General features: G+C 41.2%; 20 protein-coding genes and 1 pseudogene. 16 read left to right on the plus strand and 5 right to left on the minus strand.

Annotated features, from left to right (window positions below):
* Positions 1 to 22: 22 nt before the first annotated feature.
* Positions 23 to 217, plus strand: coding sequence for a CDGSH iron-sulfur domain-containing protein (locus QFZ81_RS08120; RefSeq protein ID WP_047685744.1), 195 nt, complete (start codon positions 23 to 25; stop codon positions 215 to 217).
* A 117-nt stretch (positions 218 to 334) separates the two neighbouring features.
* Here QFZ81_RS08120 and QFZ81_RS08125 read toward each other — a convergent pair whose 3' ends face one another.
* Entirely contained in the window at positions 335 to 1,219 is an 885-nt protein-coding gene (locus tag QFZ81_RS08125) for a LysR family transcriptional regulator (RefSeq protein ID WP_307445784.1), read from the minus strand.
* 305 nt (positions 1,220 to 1,524) lie between these two features.
* Positions 1,525 to 2,412 (minus strand): transposase, encoded by an 888-nt coding sequence (locus QFZ81_RS08130; protein WP_307445782.1) that lies wholly within the window; start codon positions 2,410 to 2,412, stop codon positions 1,525 to 1,527.
* A gap of 85 nt (positions 2,413 to 2,497) precedes the next feature.
* Between QFZ81_RS08130 and QFZ81_RS08135 the strand changes: the two genes are divergently transcribed.
* On the plus strand, positions 2,498 to 3,376 hold the full coding sequence (locus QFZ81_RS08135) for a LysR family transcriptional regulator (protein ID WP_307445780.1): 879 nt from the start codon (positions 2,498 to 2,500) through the stop codon (positions 3,374 to 3,376).
* Between the two features lie 113 nt (positions 3,377 to 3,489).
* Here the strand turns inward: QFZ81_RS08135 and QFZ81_RS08140 are convergent, their stop codons facing one another.
* Genes QFZ81_RS08140 through QFZ81_RS08150 form a run of 3 tightly spaced genes read right to left on the minus strand, consistent with a single transcriptional unit; the run spans position 3,490 to position 5,518 of the window.
* A complete protein-coding gene (locus QFZ81_RS08140; protein ID WP_047685738.1) occupies positions 3,490 to 4,671 on the minus strand; it encodes an MFS transporter in 1,182 nt (393 codons plus the stop codon).
* Positions 4,672 to 4,731: 60 nt separating this feature from the next.
* Positions 4,732 to 5,070: a cytochrome c551 gene (gene cccB, locus QFZ81_RS08145; RefSeq protein WP_307445777.1), complete on the minus strand. Its 339-nt coding sequence runs from the start codon at positions 5,068 to 5,070 to the stop codon at positions 4,732 to 4,734.
* Positions 5,071 to 5,107: 37 nt separating this feature from the next.
* Positions 5,108 to 5,518, minus strand: coding sequence for a heme-copper oxidase family protein (locus QFZ81_RS08150; protein ID WP_307445774.1), 411 nt, complete (start codon positions 5,516 to 5,518; stop codon positions 5,108 to 5,110).
* 294 nt (positions 5,519 to 5,812) lie between these two features.
* Here QFZ81_RS08150 and QFZ81_RS08155 point away from each other — a divergent pair, with 294 nt between their 5' ends.
* From QFZ81_RS08155 to QFZ81_RS08220, 14 genes and pseudogenes are all read left to right on the plus strand, one after another.
* On the plus strand, positions 5,813 to 6,754 hold the full coding sequence (locus tag QFZ81_RS08155) for a ring-cleaving dioxygenase (RefSeq protein WP_307602207.1): 942 nt from the start codon (positions 5,813 to 5,815) through the stop codon (positions 6,752 to 6,754).
* Between the two features lie 13 nt (positions 6,755 to 6,767).
* Positions 6,768 to 6,908, plus strand: a pseudogene (locus tag QFZ81_RS08160) (flavin reductase family protein); the annotation flags it as partial.
* Positions 6,909 to 7,085: 177 nt separating this feature from the next.
* A complete protein-coding gene (locus QFZ81_RS08165) occupies positions 7,086 to 7,316 on the plus strand; it encodes a (4Fe-4S)-binding protein (RefSeq protein ID WP_047675116.1) in 231 nt (76 codons plus the stop codon).
* Positions 7,309 to 7,584, plus strand: coding sequence for a GNAT family N-acetyltransferase (locus QFZ81_RS08170; protein ID WP_157036601.1), 276 nt, complete (start codon positions 7,309 to 7,311; stop codon positions 7,582 to 7,584). The genes QFZ81_RS08165 and QFZ81_RS08170 overlap by 8 nt, the downstream gene beginning before the upstream one ends.
* Positions 7,585 to 7,604: 20 nt before the next feature.
* Positions 7,605 to 8,303 (plus strand): pirin family protein, encoded by a 699-nt coding sequence (locus QFZ81_RS08175; protein ID WP_047675115.1) that lies wholly within the window; start codon positions 7,605 to 7,607, stop codon positions 8,301 to 8,303.
* A 19-nt stretch (positions 8,304 to 8,322) separates the two neighbouring features.
* The gene (locus QFZ81_RS08180; protein ID WP_307445766.1) at positions 8,323 to 8,649 is read left to right on the plus strand and encodes a hypothetical protein; all 327 of its coding nucleotides are present in this window, start codon (positions 8,323 to 8,325) and stop codon (positions 8,647 to 8,649) included.
* 49 nt (positions 8,650 to 8,698) lie between these two features.
* Positions 8,699 to 9,697 (plus strand): type I glyceraldehyde-3-phosphate dehydrogenase, encoded by a 999-nt coding sequence (locus tag QFZ81_RS08185; RefSeq protein ID WP_307445764.1) that lies wholly within the window; start codon positions 8,699 to 8,701, stop codon positions 9,695 to 9,697.
* Positions 9,698 to 9,819: 122 nt separating this feature from the next.
* On the plus strand, positions 9,820 to 10,908 hold the full coding sequence (locus tag QFZ81_RS08190; RefSeq protein ID WP_307445762.1) for a low temperature requirement protein A: 1,089 nt from the start codon (positions 9,820 to 9,822) through the stop codon (positions 10,906 to 10,908).
* Between the two features lie 52 nt (positions 10,909 to 10,960).
* Entirely contained in the window at positions 10,961 to 14,041 is a 3,081-nt protein-coding gene (gene ileS, locus QFZ81_RS08195) for an isoleucine--tRNA ligase (protein WP_307602209.1), read from the plus strand.
* A 198-nt stretch (positions 14,042 to 14,239) separates the two neighbouring features.
* Complete coding sequence (locus QFZ81_RS08200) at positions 14,240 to 14,686, plus strand: Dps family protein (RefSeq protein ID WP_307445758.1); 447 nt, start codon at positions 14,240 to 14,242, stop codon at positions 14,684 to 14,686.
* A gap of 216 nt (positions 14,687 to 14,902) precedes the next feature.
* Entirely contained in the window at positions 14,903 to 16,348 is a 1,446-nt protein-coding gene (locus QFZ81_RS08205) for a spore germination protein (protein ID WP_307445756.1), read from the plus strand.
* A 36-nt stretch (positions 16,349 to 16,384) separates the two neighbouring features.
* Positions 16,385 to 17,530, plus strand: a complete 1,146-nt coding sequence (locus QFZ81_RS08210) for a Ger(x)C family spore germination protein (RefSeq protein WP_307445754.1) — start codon at positions 16,385 to 16,387, stop codon at positions 17,528 to 17,530.
* 13 nt (positions 17,531 to 17,543) lie between these two features.
* Positions 17,544 to 18,635 carry a GerAB/ArcD/ProY family transporter gene (locus tag QFZ81_RS08215; protein ID WP_307602211.1) on the plus strand — a complete coding sequence of 364 codons (1,092 nt, stop codon included), beginning with the start codon at positions 17,544 to 17,546 and terminating at the stop codon, positions 18,633 to 18,635.
* Between the two features lie 64 nt (positions 18,636 to 18,699).
* Entirely contained in the window at positions 18,700 to 19,578 is an 879-nt protein-coding gene (locus QFZ81_RS08220; protein ID WP_307606847.1) for a glycoside hydrolase family 2 TIM barrel-domain containing protein, read from the plus strand.
* The last annotated feature ends 17 nt before the right edge of the window (positions 19,579 to 19,595 follow it).

The following is a 19,595-nucleotide window of genomic DNA, read 5'->3' on the forward strand; positions in this document are numbered from 1 at the left end:
AGATAGAAAGGGTTTGGGATATATGTCCGATGTAACGATTAAAGTAATTGATAACGGTCCGTTACGAATAATGGGTAAGGTAGAAATGGTGGATACAGAAGGGAATCGCTTTGAGACAACAGAATCTTTCATTCTTTGTCGTTGTGGATTATCAAGTCAAAAACCTTTCTGTGATTTGACGCACAAAGGCAAGTTTGAAAGTGCACCTCGTGCTTAAGAAATCGGAATGAAATATCAACCGATAGCCGATAATGATGTTGAATAAAGAATAAGCTTAGTCCGGTGACTTTAACCGGACTAAGCTTATTCTTTATTCTTTCTTGGCTTCTGCATGTTACTGAATTTCCCCAGTATGCGGAAAGAGATCTGTTATGGTTTTGATAAACAATTTTACAGCAATCGAAGATTCTGTTAATGAAGGAGCTGCCAGGTTAATTTCTCTAAACAGTATAGGATCTAGGCTGCGAGTTATAACATTAGGCGGCAACGTTGACAATGAAAGCTTTGGTAAGATAGCCAAACCCAGTCCTTCTTGTATCATGTATAGTACGATGTTAACGTTTTGGAACGCATATTTTATATTAATAGTTATATTGGCTTTCTCAAAAAGTTCAAAAATAAATGTGTCATAACCTCCTTTGCAAAAAATCATCGGTTCATTATCCAGGTCTTGAAGCTGGATTGTAGAACGGCTATGTAATGGGTGGTCATCTCGAAAGACTACAAACATTTCTTCATTGTATAAGGGGATTATATTCAGCTCATCGTTCGGAGGTATAATCAGTCCGATATCAATAATACGTGATACCAACCATTCTTTAATTTGGATGATTGTTCCTTCATGAAGGATAAACTTCAAATTAGGATATCTATCCCGAATTTCACGAATGATTTTAGGCAAAATGACGGCTGAAGCAGTCGGAAATATTCCGATTCGGATCATTCCGACTTCGAGCCCTTTCTCGGCGGCCACCTCTTGTTCAACTTTCTCGAATTCTTTCAATATGTTTCGAAACAAAATAAGGATCCGATTTCCTATATCGGTGAGCATCAGCCCCTTTTTTCGATCACGGATAAAAAGCGTTACATCCAACTCTGATTCTAGAGCAAGAATTGCACGACTGACAGCAGGTTGGGTCATATTAAGTTCTTGGCCTGCTTTTGTGAAACTACCGGATTCAGCGACTTTTACAAATAATTGTATTTGGCAATTAGTCATAACTAAATTGATATGCCCCTTATGTATTAACTTTCATTTTATTATCTTTATGTCATATTATATCATTTATTACATCAAATATTCATGGAACTGGGTGAGTAAGTGGAATTTCGACAACTAACACCCAGTGCTATACTGCCATAAGGTGGCTCCTGAATTCGTCGGGAGTCATCTTTTTTTAATGTCCATTGTCATAACAAAATTGGTATGCCCCTTATGATTAACTCTCATTTTATTAACTTTAAGTTATATTATATCATTTATATACTACGACTGACCAATTAACTCACAATAACGTTTCTCAACTATAAAGATCGGACTTTCGCAATATAATCCTTGGCCACTTCGGTTTCCGGAGAATCATCTTGTTCGATCTTTCTTTCCACTTCCCGTATACCGCGAAGGCTTTTCTTCAAACCTGTTTTCAGTTTCCGGTTCAGGTCGACGATAGGCTTGGCGATGTCCTTCAGATAGTGGTATTGGCAGTACTGATAGGGAACCTCGGGTAAAAGGGATTGCATTACATTTCGGATCGATTGTTGGCAATCGCTTACGATTCCGATGATCGGAAAATCGAGGTCAATGACAGGTTGAATCAGTTTCTTTAATTCTTCCGCGGATCTGCTTTTCAAATTTTCCGCGACAAGAATGGTGCCACTAAAAATCTCCCGGATGACATAGAGGGTTTCATTTCCCTTCTCCGGTTCGACACCATCCATGGAGATTATAATTCCGCCGTGATCATTAACGGTTTGATTGAGGACGTTCTTGACATGTTCCGTAACACTAGACTTGAGTAACATTAGATAACGTTCGTAAAGCCTTTGAGAGTTTCGCTCCGAGGTTGTGATTCCTCGGCTATTTAGCTCCTCTGTAATCTCAGCAATCGTCATATGATGCTTAAATCGCAATTGTCCAACCAAAGCAAGAACGTCAAATCCATAAGAGGTATGCTTCATGCAGAGCAGATCAGCTTCGGCGGATTTGTAGTACGCTTTAGGATAATTACATTGTGGATTTGTACATTTATAGGCCATATTCCAAGCTTGAATAACCCCGGTTAAGGTAGAGATATTTTTCTTCCAAGCGGTATGACTACGCTTTAAGGTTGCTCCGCAATGAGGGCAATTTTGCAGTTCCGTGCGGAAGTATATTTTCTTATCAGGCACGATTCGATTTTTAGGTAAGGGCATAAAAAACCTCCGTCAACGATCCTATCGAATACTTTGGTCATTCGTAGTTTGTATACATCAAATATTCATGGAACAGGGTGAGTAAATGGAATTTCGACAACTAGAATATTTTATTCAGATCTGCAAAGAAGGAAGCTTCACTAAAGCTGCAGAAGTGTTGATGGTTTCTCAACCCACATTAAGTCAACAAATTCGTGTGTTGGAGCAAGAATTTGGCACTCCATTATTTGATCGAGTCGGAAGAGGGATAGAGATTAATGAGGCTGGAAAAATCCTTTATGAGAAGGGGATTAGTGTAATGCAGCTTATTAAAGATTCCCGAATAGAAACATCTGAATTAATAAATGGTCAGAAACTCGAGATGATCATTGGTATCTTTCCTAGTGATCTGACCTATTTAATGCCAAGATTTGTTCAATTCAATGAAGAGTACCCGAATATTTCAATAAAATTTGTTGATATGGAAGATACATCGGGACAGTTACTGCAAAATAAAATCGATATCGGAATATCTGCCGATTTGGAACCGAACAAACATATCGATTGCATCCACTTATTCAACGAAGAACTAGCTTTAGTGGTTTCTAAAGACCATCCTTGGGCAGAAAAAGTAGAGATTCCATTTCGAGAGCTCGAAAAGTTACCAAATGTATTGTTTGTTAAAGATACCAAACTCCGGAAAAAACTTGATGATTATATAAATAAAACAGGTATTTCTCTTTTCTTAAATGTAGAAACAACGTCAACATCAACCTTGCTTAATATGGTACATCTTGGAGTCGGGGCAACAATTATGTCCCTCCGTCTTGTTGAAAGCTACAATTGTCCAAATATAAAAATTATCCGATTAATTGATCCTAAACCTACTCGTGAGGTTAAGATTTACATGCATAAAGATAAATTGATGCCTTATACAGCCCGATCCTTTATTAATTATATTCCAGAATTCACTAAAGATTTATAATTAGCGTAACCTGCAGATTTTGCTGCGAGTTTTTTGAACAATAATGTGGCACCCAGATAGACAAAGGAAGAACCAATTAGGTTATCCGAAGTCTATTCAAAGGTGCGCTTTTTTTATTCTTCTATACGAATCAAAAAGGGGACAATCAAGCTTAAACACAACAATCCAGCTAATACTTCAAAAGCTAATAAATGGCCTCCGTGATTTATCAGATAAATTGAAAGGATCGGCCCAAGTGATGCACCTATGAACACCATAAACATGTGGAACGAAACCGCGATCGCCCGGATCTCTCCCGCAATGTGACCAATTAGTGAAATCAATGCGGGAAGAGCCAAAGCAATTCCCGTAATAAACACAACGCTCATCGATACTAAAAAAATGAGGTTCGCCCAGAGGCCTAACAAACCCAAGCCGATTCCAGCAAAGATCAATCCACACCATAAAACGTTTTTGACTCCAAATTTCGCAACCAATCTTCCATCAAACGGTGCTACTAGCATTCCGATAATACCAACCGCACGGACCCATAGAATATCTTGATGACTTAATCCGAAGAGAGAACTGTTTAAATAACTTCCAAGTGTCGTAAAAAAACCGACAAGCGAAATAAAGAGAGTAGCAGAAATGATGTAGCAAAGAGGCAAGCCCTTCCGTTTAAAAATATCGCCTATTCGCAAAAAGGGAGAAAAGAAGCTGCCATCCGGTTGCTTTGTTTTGTCTTTTGGAATAAAAAAGATAATTAAGATAAAGGATATTAAATAAACTGCAAAAAGAAGATAGAAAACATAAGAGAAACTAAAGTTCAAAACAATAAAGCTGCTATATATTTGTCCAACGATAGTGGCCATTAAAAACGCCGTACTGATGAATCCAATAATGGTTACTCTTCTTTTTATCGGAAACATTTCCATTGCATAAGCCAAGACAGACGGAGGGAACATGGACGCTGCTAAACCTTGGAAGGCTCGAAGGGCAACAAGCCAAGAAAAGCTGCTGACACTCCCGATTAGAGGAGTTATTACAGTGAGCAATAGTAACCCTGATAACATCATTTTTTTTCGTCCATAACGATCGGATAAAACTCCAAAGAATAGACCTCCACCTGCAAAGGCAAACGAAAAAGCACTGCCGGCCCAAGCGGCTTGAGAAGACGACACCTTGAATACATCTGAAATAATCGTTATTAATGGAATCGTTAAATACACACAAGATACCACAACTAATGCACACCAGAAAAGGATACCGGTAATTAATGAGAAATTTGACGAGTTGTCCAACGGTTCGTTAGCCAAAATAATCCCCCTTGTTCTTTTGATTGTTCTATTGATTGTTCTTTTGCTTTTTCCATTTGATTATTTATGTTTTGCTAACCAGACGGCTACTTTTTGAGCATCCTCATCTTTGAGGATTCCCGCAGGCATACCACCTCGACCATTTACAATTTGGTTTTTAATCTGATCAACACTTAGTTTAGAACCGATTTTTTGTAATTTCGGTCCAACTCCACCTTCCAGGTTGTTGCCATGACATGCAATGCAGCTTTTTTTGTACAGTAGTTCACCGTCACTAATAGAAGCGCTTGAAGTGCTCGAAGCGCTCGAATTTGAAGTAGGGGTTTCTTGTTTAGAGCAAGCAGCTGCGAAAAGCATAGTTATGATGGAAATCATAACAGTTAGATATTTTACCTTCATTATTTTCACACCCGCCTTTTAAGAAAGTACTTGAGTATTACATGGAAACATCATGCTGATGTTTAGTAGGAATGTCCTTTGCATTCACGTTAGTAAAAACATTAATAGCAAAAATCAAGATACCGGTTCCAGCTACAGATTCACCAATACGTTTTAGCATTGTAACCCAATTTGGAGCGTAGCCATGGGCCATCAAGGTTAGGGTGATAAGCATGATGGGTAGGCCGATGCCTTGCAACCAGAAGTGCCACTTAGCTAGAGGAGATTCTGCTGCTTTGGGAAAACGAAGATACGTAAATCCGCAAAGAGCCAATGTTGCCCACCCGAAAAGATTTGTATGAGCATGTACGCTCGTTAATGCAAAGTTAAGTGATATACCCATGTAAATACCGATGCTAATACCAACCAAAATATAAACGACTGCCATTTTTAAAAAACGTACTCCCATAGAATTTCCTCCTTGTTAATGATAGAAAGAACAATTCATCCGGCCGGGAATTATCCTAATTACTTAAACTTCTTTCAATTGGAAGTTTATTCAACTTTATCTTATTAGCTATGATAGGCAACTATCAATATGAATTTGTCTATATATCGTATAGATAGTGCTTATACTAGCTTCGCCCTTGAAGATATAGTTTAGGGCTATACATGATATAGAAATAAAGGAATTGTTCATGAAGAATAATTTCAATATGATATGACATAAACAGTTAAATATCATACAAGGAGTGTTTACAAAATGGAAAAACAAACAGAAGGAATTCACCATATCACGGCTTTTGTAAAGAATGCTCAAAAAAATGTGGACTTTTATGCAGGGGTACTAGGTCTGAGACTTGTAAAAAAAACGATCAACTTCGACGCCCCGGATGTTTACCATTTGTATTTCGGTAATGAAGCAGGTAGTCCAGGTACCATAATCACATTCTTTCCATGTGAACTTGGTCGTAAAGGGCGTATTGGTGGAGGACAGGTCGGTATAACAACATATGTCGTTCCTTTAGGTGCACTCGATTTTTGGAAAGAGCGCCTAGAAAGCTTTAATGTCCCTTATTCTATAAAGACGAGGTTTGGTGAGAATTACTTAACATTTTCAGATCAGGATGGTTTACAGCTAGAGATTGTAGAGCGCGAGGAAGGAGATTTGAGTCAGTGGTCGTTCGGTGGTGTTTCAATAGATAAAGCTATCAAAGGTTTTGGCGGTGCTGTCCTGTATAGTACCGCTCCCGAAAAAACGATGAATGTACTAGAGCAGGTCTTGGGTCTTCAAAAGGTGGACCAAGAGGGGGATTTTATCCGCTATAAATCTACTGGGAGTATTGGTAATGTTATTGATGTTAACAGTGCGGCAATGGAGTGGGGCATAAGTGGAGCCGGTACTGTTCATCATATTGCATGGCGCGCAAAGGATTATGAAGATCATGCTTCATGGAGAACACATGTCGAGCAACATGGCTTCCATCCCACAGACGTTATCGACCGACAATATTTCAATGCGATTTATTTTCGTGAAGAAGGCGGCATCCTGTTTGAAATTGCCACGGATCCACCTGGTTTTGCAGTTGATGAGCAATCAGATGCATTAGGTGAAAAACTGATGCTTCCGGAATGGTTTGAGGCTAAACGTGCAGAAATCGAAAAAGGATTACCACCTATTCAGGTACGTGTGTCAGATAAATGAAAGGTGATTCCTAGTGATATCGATCGATCCGACAACTCAAAGTGAGCGGGATAACTACAAGCTGCTAATCGGAAGTATAATACCAAGACCCGTCGCGTTTGTTACCACCCTCTCCAAAGAGGAGACTCCTACTCAAAGTTGGGAGAAATATTTTCGATGAAACGACCAGATTAAAATTACATGGCCTAAAACTCGCTTAGTACTGGTAATTGGTCGGATATTCTCACGATCACTCATCAGTTTTTTTCGTTCTGCCGTTGAAGGTTCAGAAGTACCGTTGAGTTAATTAATTTACGGAATGAAATGACAGGGCGAAAGGAGCATGATAGGAATGAATGAAGAATTCAAAATATATAAAGGGAAAGATATTGATGTTATTTTTCACTCTGGAAGATGCCTCCATTCGGCAAATTGTGTGAGAGGGTTACCAGGAGTGTTCAACGTTAATAAGAAACCATGGATTCATGCAGATGAAGAAACGGCAGACAAAATTGCAGATCTTATTGATAAATGCCCAAGTGGCGCTTTGCAATATATAAGAAAGGGTAACAATAATGATTGAAATTAATAAAGATACGAACAGTTTTTATGTAGAAGAGCAGGGTAAAAGAGAGGCAGAATTACATTATGTTCCAACTGGGAATGAAATCATAATCGTAGATCACACATTTGTTTCCGATCGTCTGCGAGGTCAAGGAGTAGGACAAGAATTAGTTAGGCGAGTAGTCGAATTTGCTCGGAAGGAAGGGATAAAGATTATGCCATTATGTCCTTTCGCCAAAAGTCAATTTGACCAACATAAAGATTATGATGACGTATTATTAAAATAGCTGAAAAGGGGAGTTCTAATATGATTCAAGTATTCCCGGCTGATTCTCGGTTTAACGTAGATCATGGATGGCTGCGGAGCCGATTAAGCTTCTCGTTTGGCAATTACTATGACCCAAATAACACTGGTTTTGGAGTTTTGCGAGTATGCAATGACGATGACGTAGATCCCGACAAAGGATTTGGTGCCCACCCGCACAGCGATATGGAAATCTTGACAATCGTACTTTCAGGATCCGTCCGTCATGAAGACAATTTAGGGAACATGGAGGTAACAACAACTGGGGAAGTACAGCGAATGAGCGCGGGGTCCGGAGTCGTCCATGCTGAATACAACGCTTCGCAGACTGAGCCGATGAGAATTCTTCAATTGTGGTTCATGCCAAATGAACGGGGATTAGATCCTTCGTATGAAACCCGCCGATACCATTCAGAGAAATTAAAGAATGCCTTGCTCCCCATCGTTGATCCGCAGGGTTCGGAGCAGACGGTTAAAATCCATCAAGACCTAACTCTCTATTTAAGCAGGTTGGATAAAGATAAAGATATTACCTTTCAGCAGGGAGAGGGACGCCGGATATTTCTTTTCGTCATTGAGGGACGAATCACAGTGAACAATACTCGGTTAGGTGAAGGGGATACGGCTCGAATCGAATCTTTGTCTCAGTTGAGCATCATGGCGGTGGAAGATGCATTTCTAATGCTGATTGACCTTCCATAAGACGAATAGGAGGGCTTATATGAAAGAGGTACTTGTGGTTAGGCATTCGGTTGGAGGTAGGACATTTATTCATACCGAACAACAACCTATGGAATATTCTGTGATGCGTATGGGTCAGGGTTGGAGAATTACTTTAATCATTACACAGGACGTGGATATCCATGAGATTCTACGTTGGAAACAAGAATTGAATGTGTTTCTTTTTCGGGAATATGGTGATCAACCAGCGATGAAAATTTGGTTTTATGTTAAAGAAGGTCTTGTGATATACGACGAACCGCTCAAGCAGCTTACTATCTTCGCCGAATCTCGGATCGAGTATATTCCGGATGAATTTGGCATTTAAATCATGGATGGCTAAGAAAATTTTATTCAACAATCTATGGAGGTTAACTATGGGAAAAATAGGAATATTCGGATTTGGGCGTATTGGAAGGCAATTATTAAGAGTCGCTTTGCAGGATCAACTTTTCGTTCCGGTTTCTATTTCAGATATTAAAGATGAAGCGACACTTGCCGCTCTTTTCGAAGTGGACACCAACTATAAACGCTGGAAAGAAGATGTCTCGGGACGAGAAGGTCTTATGGTTATTGGCGGACGTGAAATTCAGTTTATCAATTCGTCTAAAGAAGTTCCAGATTGGAAGGCCTTGGATGTGGATCTGGTAATCGACTGTACAGGCCGTGCCGTTACCCGTGCTATTGCTCAAGTCCATTTGGATCGTGGTGCAAATAGAGTACTAGTTAGTGGACCCAGTAAGAGCCTTGAGGATTGTGATGCTGTATTGCTTAAAGGGATAAATCTGGATAGTTTCGATCCGGAAAAGCACAAGATCATTAGTATGGCGAGTTGTACGACCAATGCATTGGCTCCAGTCATCAAAATCGTAAGAGAAAACTTCGGGATCAAGTATGGTCTATTCTCGACTGTCCATTCCTATACAAACACGCAATCTCTAACGGATCAGCCTATGAAGGATCGACGGGATTCATGGGCCGCTGCAGAAAATATCATTCCTTCTTCATCCGGAGCTGCAAGAGCCCTTAAATTCATATGGAACGATTTACAGATTACGGGTAAGGCATACCGAATTCCAACTCGTACCGGAAGTATTGCTGAATTAAACCTTGTTACGGAAAAGCCATGTACGATTCAACAGGTTAATGATATTTTCCGCAGTGCCGCTACAGATGGTCAGTTGAAGGGAGTCCTTGATGTTTTAGAAGGCGAATGGGCATCTTCTCGTATCGTAGGTGATTCCCATTCCTCCATCATTGACCTTCCATTGACTCAAGTACAGGGGGAACTCCTATCCGTCGCGACATGGTACGATAACGAATGGGGTTACGCTTCACGGTTAGCTGAAGTTGCGGCTTATCTAGTAAATAAGTGAAATTGCTAATAAATTGAAAATATAATTTTTTTTACACGTGGGGCTATCGAACATTAATGATAGTCCTTTCTCTCATTGTTTTAGTGAACAGCATGAAGTCAAATAAAGGGAGTTTTGAAGTTATGGTTGAGAAAAAGGTAACCTGGTTGGAGCTTTTTTACGATCTACTCTTTGTAGCAGCAGTATCAAAAGCGAACCACGTCTTGCTGCATACCGATCATGGAACCATTTCCATTGAATACTTAACCAAATTTGTTTTAATTTTCATTCCAATCTGGTGGGCGTGGGTAGGACAAACTCTCTTTAATAATCGTTTTGGCCAAGATATCGTTACTCAAAGGATATTCATGTTTTTGCAACTATTCTTTGTTTTAATTATGACAGCAAGCCTATCCGTTAATTTTGATCACTTCTATATTCCCTTCTTTGTAGGCTATATTGGTTCGAGAGCACTGACAGCTATTCAATACCTTACGGTACACAAAGCAATAGGCACACACCAGCAAATGACCGCTCGATATTTGGGGACTCGCTTTTGGATTGGAATAATGATATCTTCCTGCTCGCTTTTCTTTGACTCATGGATCCGTTATGCGATTCTGTATGCGGGAATTGCTGTAGATATTATGTTGCCGTTAATCGGCCGGCGGTACCTGGTAAAAACACCCACACATACCGAACACTTATTGGAACGCTTTGCATTGTTTACACTTATTCTTCTTGGTGAATCAGTAATCAGTATACTTGCTGTTTTGCAGTCAAGTGATTGGACTTTGCCATCCATTTTGTTTGCCTCATTTACATGTATATTAGTTATTGCTTTGTGGTGGCAATATTTTGATAATATTGAAAGGAAAGTGAGCAAAGAAATACAAACTGCCGGCCAAACGATAATTTATGGCCATCTATTCATTTATTTATCCATGAGTATGATAGCTGCTTCGATCCAATTGTTATTTAAGGAACAACTCAATTATCCATTCATGTTGGGTTTTATTTTTGGATCAGTTCTGCTTTATTTTTTTTCTACGTCACTGGTTTTCCACCGATATAGACACAAACACATACGCCTGAAGTACTATCATTTGGGGATATTATTGGGGATAGTTGGATGTTTTATTGCGTTGGATTTGGTTTTTCATGTACCTAATTATGCAATCATCGGAGAGATGATGGTGTTTTTTATCGTATACGCAAAATTAACGACTTGAGTTTTTTGGGGCGTTTCCAAAAGTATATTTAAATTGAGAAAGGATGGCAGACATGAGAAAAGTTGATGTCAAAGAAAAAGCAAGGGCTCGTGAGCTGCGTATCTTGAATCAATGGAACCACAACGATACGTTTCGCAAATCAATTGATAACCGGGGAGCTTACCCAAACTTCGTATTTTATGAAGGGCCTCCCACCGCAAATGGTAAGCCTCATATCGGCCATGTACTCGGACGCGTCATTAAAGATTTCATCGGTCGCTATAAAACAATGTCAGGCTACCGTGTTATCCGCAAAGCCGGATGGGACACACATGGCCTTCCGGTCGAGCTTGGTGTGGAAAAACAGTTGGGTATTTCGGGAAAAAAAGAGATCGAGAAATACGGAATAGCCGAATTCGTTGAAAAATGTAAAAGTAGTGTGTTCGAATATGAGAAGCAATGGCGCGAACTTACAGAAGCAATCGCTTATTGGACTGACATGGATGCTCCTTACGTTACGCTGACCAATGATTATATCGAGAGCGTTTGGCACATTTTGTCTGAAATTCATAAAAAAGAGATGTTGTATAAAAGTCACCGCGTCAGCCCATATTGCCCTGACTGCCAAACGACTCTCAGTTCTCATGAAGTGGCGCAAGGCTATGAAGACGTAAAAGATTTGAGTGCACCCGTGAAATTTAGAAGCAAGAAAGGTGAAGAAATCTTCCTTTCATGGACGACTACACCTTGGACGCTGCCGGCCAACGTGGCGCTGGCGATAAACAGGGACATTGATTACGTTAAAGTAAGACAAAACGGCGAAGTATATGTGGTTGCAAAAAAACTTGCAGAAAAGGTTTTCAAAGAGGACTTTGAGATCTTATCTACTCACAAAGGTTCGGAATTCATAGGAACTGCTTATGAGCCCCCTTTCGCCTATATCACCGTGAACAAAGGGCATATTATTGTAGATGCCAACTATGTCAGCGATATGAATGGTACCGGCATCGTTCATACGGCACCGGCGTATGGGGAAGACGACTACCGTACGAGCCGCCAGCACGAATTGGATTTCGTGAACGTAGTGAACTTGGCCGGACGATATACCGATCAAGTCTCCGATTTCGCCGGACGATTTGTCAAAGATTGTGACGTCGATATCGTGAAAAACTTGTCCGAACGCAACCTGCTGTTCTCGAAGGAACGATATGAACACAGCTACCCATTCTGCTGGCGGTGTAAATCGCCTCTGCTCTACTATGCGATGGAAAGCTGGTTCATCAAAACGACCGCAGTCAAAGATCAGTTGATCGAGAATAACAAAACAATCGATTGGTACCCTTCCCATATACGTGAAGGACGTTTCGGCAAATTCCTAGAAGACCTTGTGGATTGGAATATTAGTCGGAATCGATACTGGGGTACTCCGCTGAACATCTGGATTTGCCCGGATTGCACATCCGAGTATGCGCCTGGAAGTCATAAAGATATGCGTGAAAAATCTGTGGAAGCAATCAGTGAGCACTTGGAGCTGCATAAACCTTATGTGGACAATGTTAAATTACACTGCTCTTGTGGAGGCACCATGGTAAGAACGCCTGAAGTGATCGACGTGTGGTTCGACAGCGGTTCAATGCCGTTTGCCCAGTACCATCATCCGTTCGGTGATGAAAAGCTATTCAATGATCAGTATCCTGCTGATATGATCTGTGAAGGCATCGACCAAACGAGAGGCTGGTTCTTCAGCCTGATGGCGGTATCCACATTGTATACCGGAAAATCTCCATACAAAGCGGTAATTTCAACCGGACACGTGTTGGATGAAAATGGTCTAAAGATGTCCAAAAGCAAAGGGAATGTCATTGACCCATGGGAAATTATCGATGAATACGGAGCGGACGCGTTTCGCTGGGCCCTGCTCTCTGACAGCGCACCGTGGAACAGCAAGAGGTTTTCGAAGCAGATTGTAGCCGAGGCAAAGTCTAAAGTGGTTGATACGATCAACAACACGCATGCTTTTTATTCATTGTACGCGACGATTGATCAATATAATCCCGAAGACTATCCACAGCAAACTTCTAAGAACGAATTAGACTGTTGGGTGTTATCGAGATTAAATACCACCTTGCAAAACGTAGTGAAGGGGCTTGAGGTTTATGACTTTTTGAACCCGGCAAAGCATATAGAAACGTTCGTCGACGAGCTTAGCAATTGGTATATTCGTCGCTCACGTGACCGTTTCTGGGGCAGCCAAATGACAGAAGACAAGGTATTTGCGTACCAAACACTGCGCCAAGTTCTGTTAACACTTGCTCAGATGATTGCACCGTATATCCCTCTCATTGCCGAAGATATTTTCAGCAACCTTGGCGGCGAAGGCAGCGTCCATCTAACTGATTATCCGTTGGTAATGGGACATGTTATTGATGGGGAGCTGGAAAAAGACATGGAAACCGTACGACAAATTGTCGAGTTGGCACGCAGCGTCCGGAATGAAATGGGGATCAAGACTCGCCAGCCTTTATCTGAACTGATCGTCTCGATAGACCGTGAATTTAATCTGAACCCATTCGAGGATATCATAAAAGATGAAATCAACGTTAAAGCGATCCGAGTGGAACAAAGCGATAGCAGCTTCGTCAACTACAATTTAAGACTGAACTTGAAAGTTGCCGGCAAAAAATACGGGAAATTCGTCGGCCCCGTTCAAAACTATTTAAAACAGCTATCTGCATCTGAGGCCAAACAAACGGTGGAAAGAGGCTTCTTAGAAGTCACACTCGCAGGTGAATCAATTCTTATCTCATTGGATGAGCTGCTGGTGGAAAAACAAGGGAAAGAGGGTTATGCTTCCGCGTCCGGTTACCAAATCAATGTTGCTTTGAATACGACGATAACAGAGGAATTAGAACAGGAAGGTATTGTACGTGAAGTCATACGCGCGATTCAGGATTACCGCAAGAGGCTGGATTTACCGATTGAAAAAAGAGTGATCCTTACTCTAGATGTCGATGCTCCGTTGAAAGAAGCGTTGGAGCAATTTGATCATGTATTGCAGGACAATGTATTACTCTCTGAGGTCAGATATGCTAAAGAAAACGAAATGGAGATAGTTCCGATTGGGGATAAAACCTTCCGGTTGCGAATTGAGTAACCGGCTTAGAGGCAATGGGCAAATAGTCGTTGCTTATACGTTCATAATGAATCGATGTGAGAGGAAATATAGTTTATAGCTATATATTTCATAGAAAAAATAGAATTGTTCGTGAAGATTATTTTCAGTATATTAAGTTGGTGAACTATGTTAAATCAAATGCTGAGTGAATGAATTAAATATTGGAGGCGAGATAGGATGAGTACAACCACCGTTACACTGCAAGAAGTATTGAATAAACAAATCGCAAACTTGAATGTGCTGTATACGAAGCTGCACAACTTCCATTGGTATGTGAAAGGACATCAGTTTTTTACGCTTCATCTCAAATTTGAAGAATTATATAACGAAGTAGCGCTTCATTTTGATGATTTAGCTGAGCGGGTACTGGCTATTAAAGGGAAGCCGATGGCGAGAATGGTAGACTATTTAAACCATTCCTCTGTGAAAGAAGCAGCCGGAACAGAAAATGCTGATCAAATGGTGAAAACCATCGCTCATGATTTTGAAATTATGATTGTAGAATTAAGGGAAGGAATGGCTTTAGCAGAATCACTCAAAGACGAAACAACCGCAGATATGTTGCTGGTGATTCACACATCCTTGGAAAAGCATGTTTGGATGTTGCATTCATTTCTTGAATAAAGGAATTTTATTGTTTTGTGTTTGTGCAATGCTAAATGAAGTTAAATCGGTATGCTGCAGCAACCTGATTTAGCTTCTTTTTTTTATGCTTAACCAAGCATTTACAATTTATCGGGCTTTCAGAGGGTATAACCAGAAATTATATATGATTGGTATACTATTCCAACAACGGGTTCATACTAAGCAAATTATTACATACGGAGTGATAATTCAATAATGAAACCAGAAGAGCCAATCAGTCCCGTTCATAAAAGCCTTGTTGTTAACGAAGCAGCGCTCAAAGCTGTGTTCCGTAATTGCTCCGACATCTTATTCCGCCCTTTGCATGTGAATGGAAATGTTCAAAATCTCCTCATATATTTGGATGGATTTACAAGTACTAGTCTTATGGAGCAAGCTATTATTCCCTCCTTAGCAGCTTTAAGAGCGGATCTTTACGGAAATAAAGGATCAGCTGTAGATGTTGCCCTGAATCAGGCTGAGTTATCGAGCTTTAAACAAATATTCTGTTTGAACGAGGCTTCGGAAGCTATCCTGGAGGGGAAGACGGTCATTCTTGTTAATGGCTGGGAACATGCGCTGCTGGCAGATATAAATGAATATAAGCAGCGGACTGTAGACGAGCCTTCGAATGAAACTACGATCCGCGGACCCAAGGAAGGCTTTACGGAAGTACTTCGGACGAATACCAGCATGATTCGCAGGAAAATTAAAAGTCCTAGTCTAAAATTCGAACCGTTTCGGATAGGCACTACGACAAATACACAGATCGTCTTAGCCTATGTTGAAGGTAATGTAAGTAACGAAGTGCTGCAAGAAGTTAAAAATCGAATAGGCCGCATCAAAACAGACCGCATATTTGATGCCAGTTATATCGAAGAGTATATCGAAGATTATCCCTTTTCTTTATTTCCGCAAATCCTAAATACAGAGCGTCCTGATACCGTTGCCGCAAGCTTGATGGAAGGAAAAGTGGCCATTCTAGTGGACGGTTCTCCTAATGCGCTTGTTGTTCCTATGACCTTCTGGTCCGGGTTTCAATCGGCGGAAGATCACTATGAACGCTTCCTGTATGTAACGGCCGTCCGGTTTATCCGCTTGATGCTTTTCGTAATATCCATGCTGCTGCCTTCCTTATATGTAGCGCTCACAACGTTTCACCCGCAGATGATTCCTCTTAATCTGATGATGAGTATAGCGGCCTCCAGAGAAGGGATTCCTTTCCCTACCGTAGTGGAAACGTTTCTTATGGAATTGATGTTTGAGGGATTACGCGAAGCAGGACTCCGCCTGCCCAAGGCCGTAGGATCGGCAGTTAGCATCGTCGGCGCTCTGGTCATCGGTGAGGCAGCCGTCCAAGCCGGATTTATATCAGCCCCGATTGTTATGATTGTGGCAGGTACCGGTATCGCTTCGTTCTCTTTCCCAAGATACAGCATGTCACTTCCGTTCAGGCTTATACGCTTTCCGCTTTTACTCGCAGGCGGAATTTTTGGAGTTTATGGTGTTGCCATGGGGGTTGTTATGATTTTGATACACCTGGTTACCTTAAAATCGTTTGGGGTCCCTTATTTAAAGCCAGTAGCGCCCTCTACAGGCAATATGGTCAAGGATACGCTTGTCCGGATGCACAAGAGGTTTGTAAAGAAGAATCCTGGTTAGACATGCCATCTACCAAGAACATGGAGATTCATACATATGCGAACAACCAAACGGATCGTACCGGCATTCCTCCTAATCGTAATTTTATCGGGCTGCTGGGATCGGAATGAGATTAACGATTATGCATTCTGGATAGGAAGCGGAACTGATCTGGCTAAAGACGGAGCTATTCAAGTCAGCGCCCAAATCGCAATTCCATCCCAATTTCTTAAAAAGAAAGGGGGGGAAGGGGCCAGTGGCAAAGGCAATATTGTCATATCGGCAACTGGGAAGAGTATAGTTGAAACCATCAACAAATTACAAGAGAAATTGCCGCGCAGGATCTTTATAGGGCACCGCAGAGCCATTTTCTTCGGGGAGAATCTTGCTCGTCGAGGGATTAAGGATATTGTGGATCAATACACCAGAAATTCCGATACGCGGTTAAGGACTGATATTTTTGTCGTACAGGACGGTGAGGGTAAAGACGCGTTGGAAATCAACAGCCCATTTAGCCAATTTTCAGCTATTGCGGCAGTTGACCAGGATAAGTTTTGCCGTATTGGGGATGTTGCTCTTCGGGACTTTTTCTTAGATGCTACCAGTCAAGGGATAAGACCGGTTATGCCGGTCATTAAGCTATCGCCGCAAAAGCAAAACCAGGAAAAAATATTTCTTATCGATTCCCTGGCCGTATTCAACAAAGACTTAAAAATGGCCGGATTTTTGGGGCGCATGGAAACAATGCAATCGTTATGGGTTAAAGGGATATTGAAAGATAAGTATTTAACGCAATCGCTTGAAAGTGGAAGGTATTCACTCTATGTGTCTAACTTGAAAAGTACAATCATCACTCACATTAACCAAGATAAAATTACTGTTGAAGTCCAATTATCCGGTAAGGGGAGGCTATTAGAGAGCCAATCGAGTGCTGACCTTTCCAAATCCGAAATTTTAAAGGATATCAACCGAAAATTGAATAAAAAAGAGAAAGAAAAAATCGAAAAAACGATAAAAATCGTGCAGGAAAAGTACGGACAAGACATCTTCGGTTTTGGGGAAGCGCTGCATAGAGAGCACCCGTATCAGTGGAAATCATTAAAGGACAACTGGGATCGGATTTTTCCAAACTTGCGGGTAACCGTTCATGTAGATATCCAAATTATGCGGGTCGGAAACTTAGGAAAACGATTGATTCAATAAAAGGAGAGCTGAAATGAAGATATCCAACTGGCAATTGTTTTGGCTGATGGCAACCGTAGAAATTAGTATGACGATTTGGTTGACCATTGCTCCAACCATTCAAAAAGCCAACCAGGATGCTTGGATTTCTCTTATTCTGGCCGGAATTGTCGGTATGGCGATCACTTATTCAGTCACAAAACTAAGCTCACTTTTCCCATCTCTAACGATTGTACAATTCAGTCAACATATTTTGGGTAAATGGGTTGGCAGAACAGTCTGTCTCCTTTACTTTGCCGGTTGGTATACGGTCGCGGCTGTAATTTTGCGGGTCATGTCGGAGTTTCTCCAACAAATGCTTTTTCACGATACTCCGTCTTGGGTCATTTCCATTATTATGATTACAGCTATGATCTACGTCAATTACAAAGGAGGTATTGAGGGTATAGCCAGGTTTAGTGAAATAGCAGGTCCGTTGATCGTCTTGGGAATTGTGTTTACCCTTCTATTGAACACGACCAATTTAAAGCTTAAGCTGCTTTTGCCCGTTTATGCAGATACCGGATTGCTACCGATACTAAAGGGTTCCTTACACAATGCCTCATTTCTCGGTGAATCCATCATGATCATGATGATTACACCTTTTTTATTGAAGCCGGAACGTTCATTAAAGTATGCATTGATGGCGATTCTGTTTCCGTCTCTTCTTGTTACTGTATCGACAATAATGGTTATTACCACATTCGGAACAAAGATGGGCGGACAGCTTTTTTACCCGTATTTTACGATGGTTCGGTTTATTTCATTTCTTGATTTTGTACAAAATATGGATGTTTGGATTATTTTTATATGGATTTTCAGTGTTTTTGTGAAATTATCCTTATATCTCTTTATTAATAGCTATGGAACGGCACAGCTCTTAAACATAAAGAACTCAAAGAGCTTGGTCCTATTTGTGGCAGCCTTTCTTTTCATCATATCGATTATCCCGTTAAATGCAGTTTCGGTCATGGAATATGCAGATCGTGTGTGGATTAAGTATGTATTTCCAATCAATATTATAGCGCTTCCTATTGTCATGTTGATTGTTGGGCATTTTCGCCGCGTTCGAACTCGTTGTGAATAACTTTTTTGCTATTGCCGATACAGTAGTTGTCTTAAGAAGTCAATGACCGATAACGAATTTTTGGATTCGCTATTACGATCCATACAGGCTGATTCAATATGAAAGCGGAGATCCGAACTCGCTCATCACCGATATTCGTACGCCGATATATCCGACGCTATCGTGGGTGGATCAGGAGATGGCAAATACCCGGGACTTACGCCCCATGGTCATGTGCGAGTATGCTTATGCGAAGAGCAACAGTACGGGGAATTTCCATAAGTTCTGGGATATGGTAGATCGCTATCCCCGGTTCCAAGGCGGCTTCGTATGGGATTGGTCGGATAAAGCATTAATACGCGCCTCAAAGGACGGCACACGATACTGGGCATACGGCGGGGATTTTGGCGAAAACGTTACGGATGAAGTGGTCGACATGTGCCTCAATGGCGTTGTTCAGCCAGATCTATCTCCGCATCCCGGAGCCTTGGAAATCAAAAGTCTTAAGGCTCCTGTTGAGATAACAGTCCATGATCTGTCGAAGGGGGCAGTCCATGTCATGAACAAATATCTAAGCTCCAGCTTGTTGCATCTTGACTTGCACTGGGAAGTCAGCAAGAACGGGAACCCTATGGAGAGCGGGTGTCTATCACTACAAGCTGTGAGTGTAGGACAAAGCCAGATTAAGGTGATTCCTTTCAAAAGCTTGACTCGTGAAATAGGGCAGGAATATTACCTCAATCTTTCGCTTCGCTTGAATCATGCTTTGTCGTGGGCTGAATACGGACATGAAATCTATCAGGAACAGTTTGAACTGCCTTTCAGCGACCAGTATCGGCCGCAGAAGTTTGTATCGGGTGGCATGATTAGTCTAAATTACACAACGGATCGGATCGAACTCTCGGGAGAGCGGCTCTCTATCGTATTTGGCAAGCAGGAAGGACTACTCTCTTCTTTAGTATGAAGAGTGGGGTTTTGTGC

The organism is Paenibacillus sp. V4I9, from assembly GCF_030817295.1.
Classification (GTDB): Bacteria; Bacillota; Bacilli; order Paenibacillales; family NBRC-103111; genus Paenibacillus_E.

Coding starts and splice junctions, on each gene's coding strand:
- QFZ81_RS08120 (WP_047685744.1), top strand. CDS start 23: ATGTCCGATGTAACGATTAAAGTAATTGATAACGGTCCGTTACGAATA.
- QFZ81_RS08125 (WP_307445784.1), bottom strand. CDS start 1,219: ATGACTAATTGCCAAATACAATTATTTGTAAAAGTCGCTGAATCCGGT.
- QFZ81_RS08130 (WP_307445782.1), bottom strand. CDS start 2,412: ATGCCCTTACCTAAAAATCGAATCGTGCCTGATAAGAAAATATACTTC.
- QFZ81_RS08135 (WP_307445780.1), top strand. CDS start 2,498: ATGGAATTTCGACAACTAGAATATTTTATTCAGATCTGCAAAGAAGGA.
- cccB (WP_307445777.1), bottom strand. CDS start 5,070: ATGAAGGTAAAATATCTAACTGTTATGATTTCCATCATAACTATGCTT.
- QFZ81_RS08150 (WP_307445774.1), bottom strand. CDS start 5,518: ATGGGAGTACGTTTTTTAAAAATGGCAGTCGTTTATATTTTGGTTGGT.
- QFZ81_RS08155 (WP_307602207.1), top strand. CDS start 5,813: ATGGAAAAACAAACAGAAGGAATTCACCATATCACGGCTTTTGTAAAG.
- QFZ81_RS08165 (WP_047675116.1), top strand. CDS start 7,086: ATGAATGAAGAATTCAAAATATATAAAGGGAAAGATATTGATGTTATT.
- QFZ81_RS08170 (WP_157036601.1), top strand. CDS start 7,309: ATGATTGAAATTAATAAAGATACGAACAGTTTTTATGTAGAAGAGCAG.
- QFZ81_RS08175 (WP_047675115.1), top strand. CDS start 7,605: ATGATTCAAGTATTCCCGGCTGATTCTCGGTTTAACGTAGATCATGGA.
- QFZ81_RS08180 (WP_307445766.1), top strand. CDS start 8,323: ATGAAAGAGGTACTTGTGGTTAGGCATTCGGTTGGAGGTAGGACATTT.
- QFZ81_RS08185 (WP_307445764.1), top strand. CDS start 8,699: ATGGGAAAAATAGGAATATTCGGATTTGGGCGTATTGGAAGGCAATTA.
- QFZ81_RS08190 (WP_307445762.1), top strand. CDS start 9,820: ATGGTTGAGAAAAAGGTAACCTGGTTGGAGCTTTTTTACGATCTACTC.
- ileS (WP_307602209.1), top strand. CDS start 10,961: ATGAGAAAAGTTGATGTCAAAGAAAAAGCAAGGGCTCGTGAGCTGCGT.
- QFZ81_RS08200 (WP_307445758.1), top strand. CDS start 14,240: ATGAGTACAACCACCGTTACACTGCAAGAAGTATTGAATAAACAAATC.
- QFZ81_RS08205 (WP_307445756.1), top strand. CDS start 14,903: ATGAAACCAGAAGAGCCAATCAGTCCCGTTCATAAAAGCCTTGTTGTT.
- QFZ81_RS08210 (WP_307445754.1), top strand. CDS start 16,385: ATGCGAACAACCAAACGGATCGTACCGGCATTCCTCCTAATCGTAATT.
- QFZ81_RS08215 (WP_307602211.1), top strand. CDS start 17,544: ATGAAGATATCCAACTGGCAATTGTTTTGGCTGATGGCAACCGTAGAA.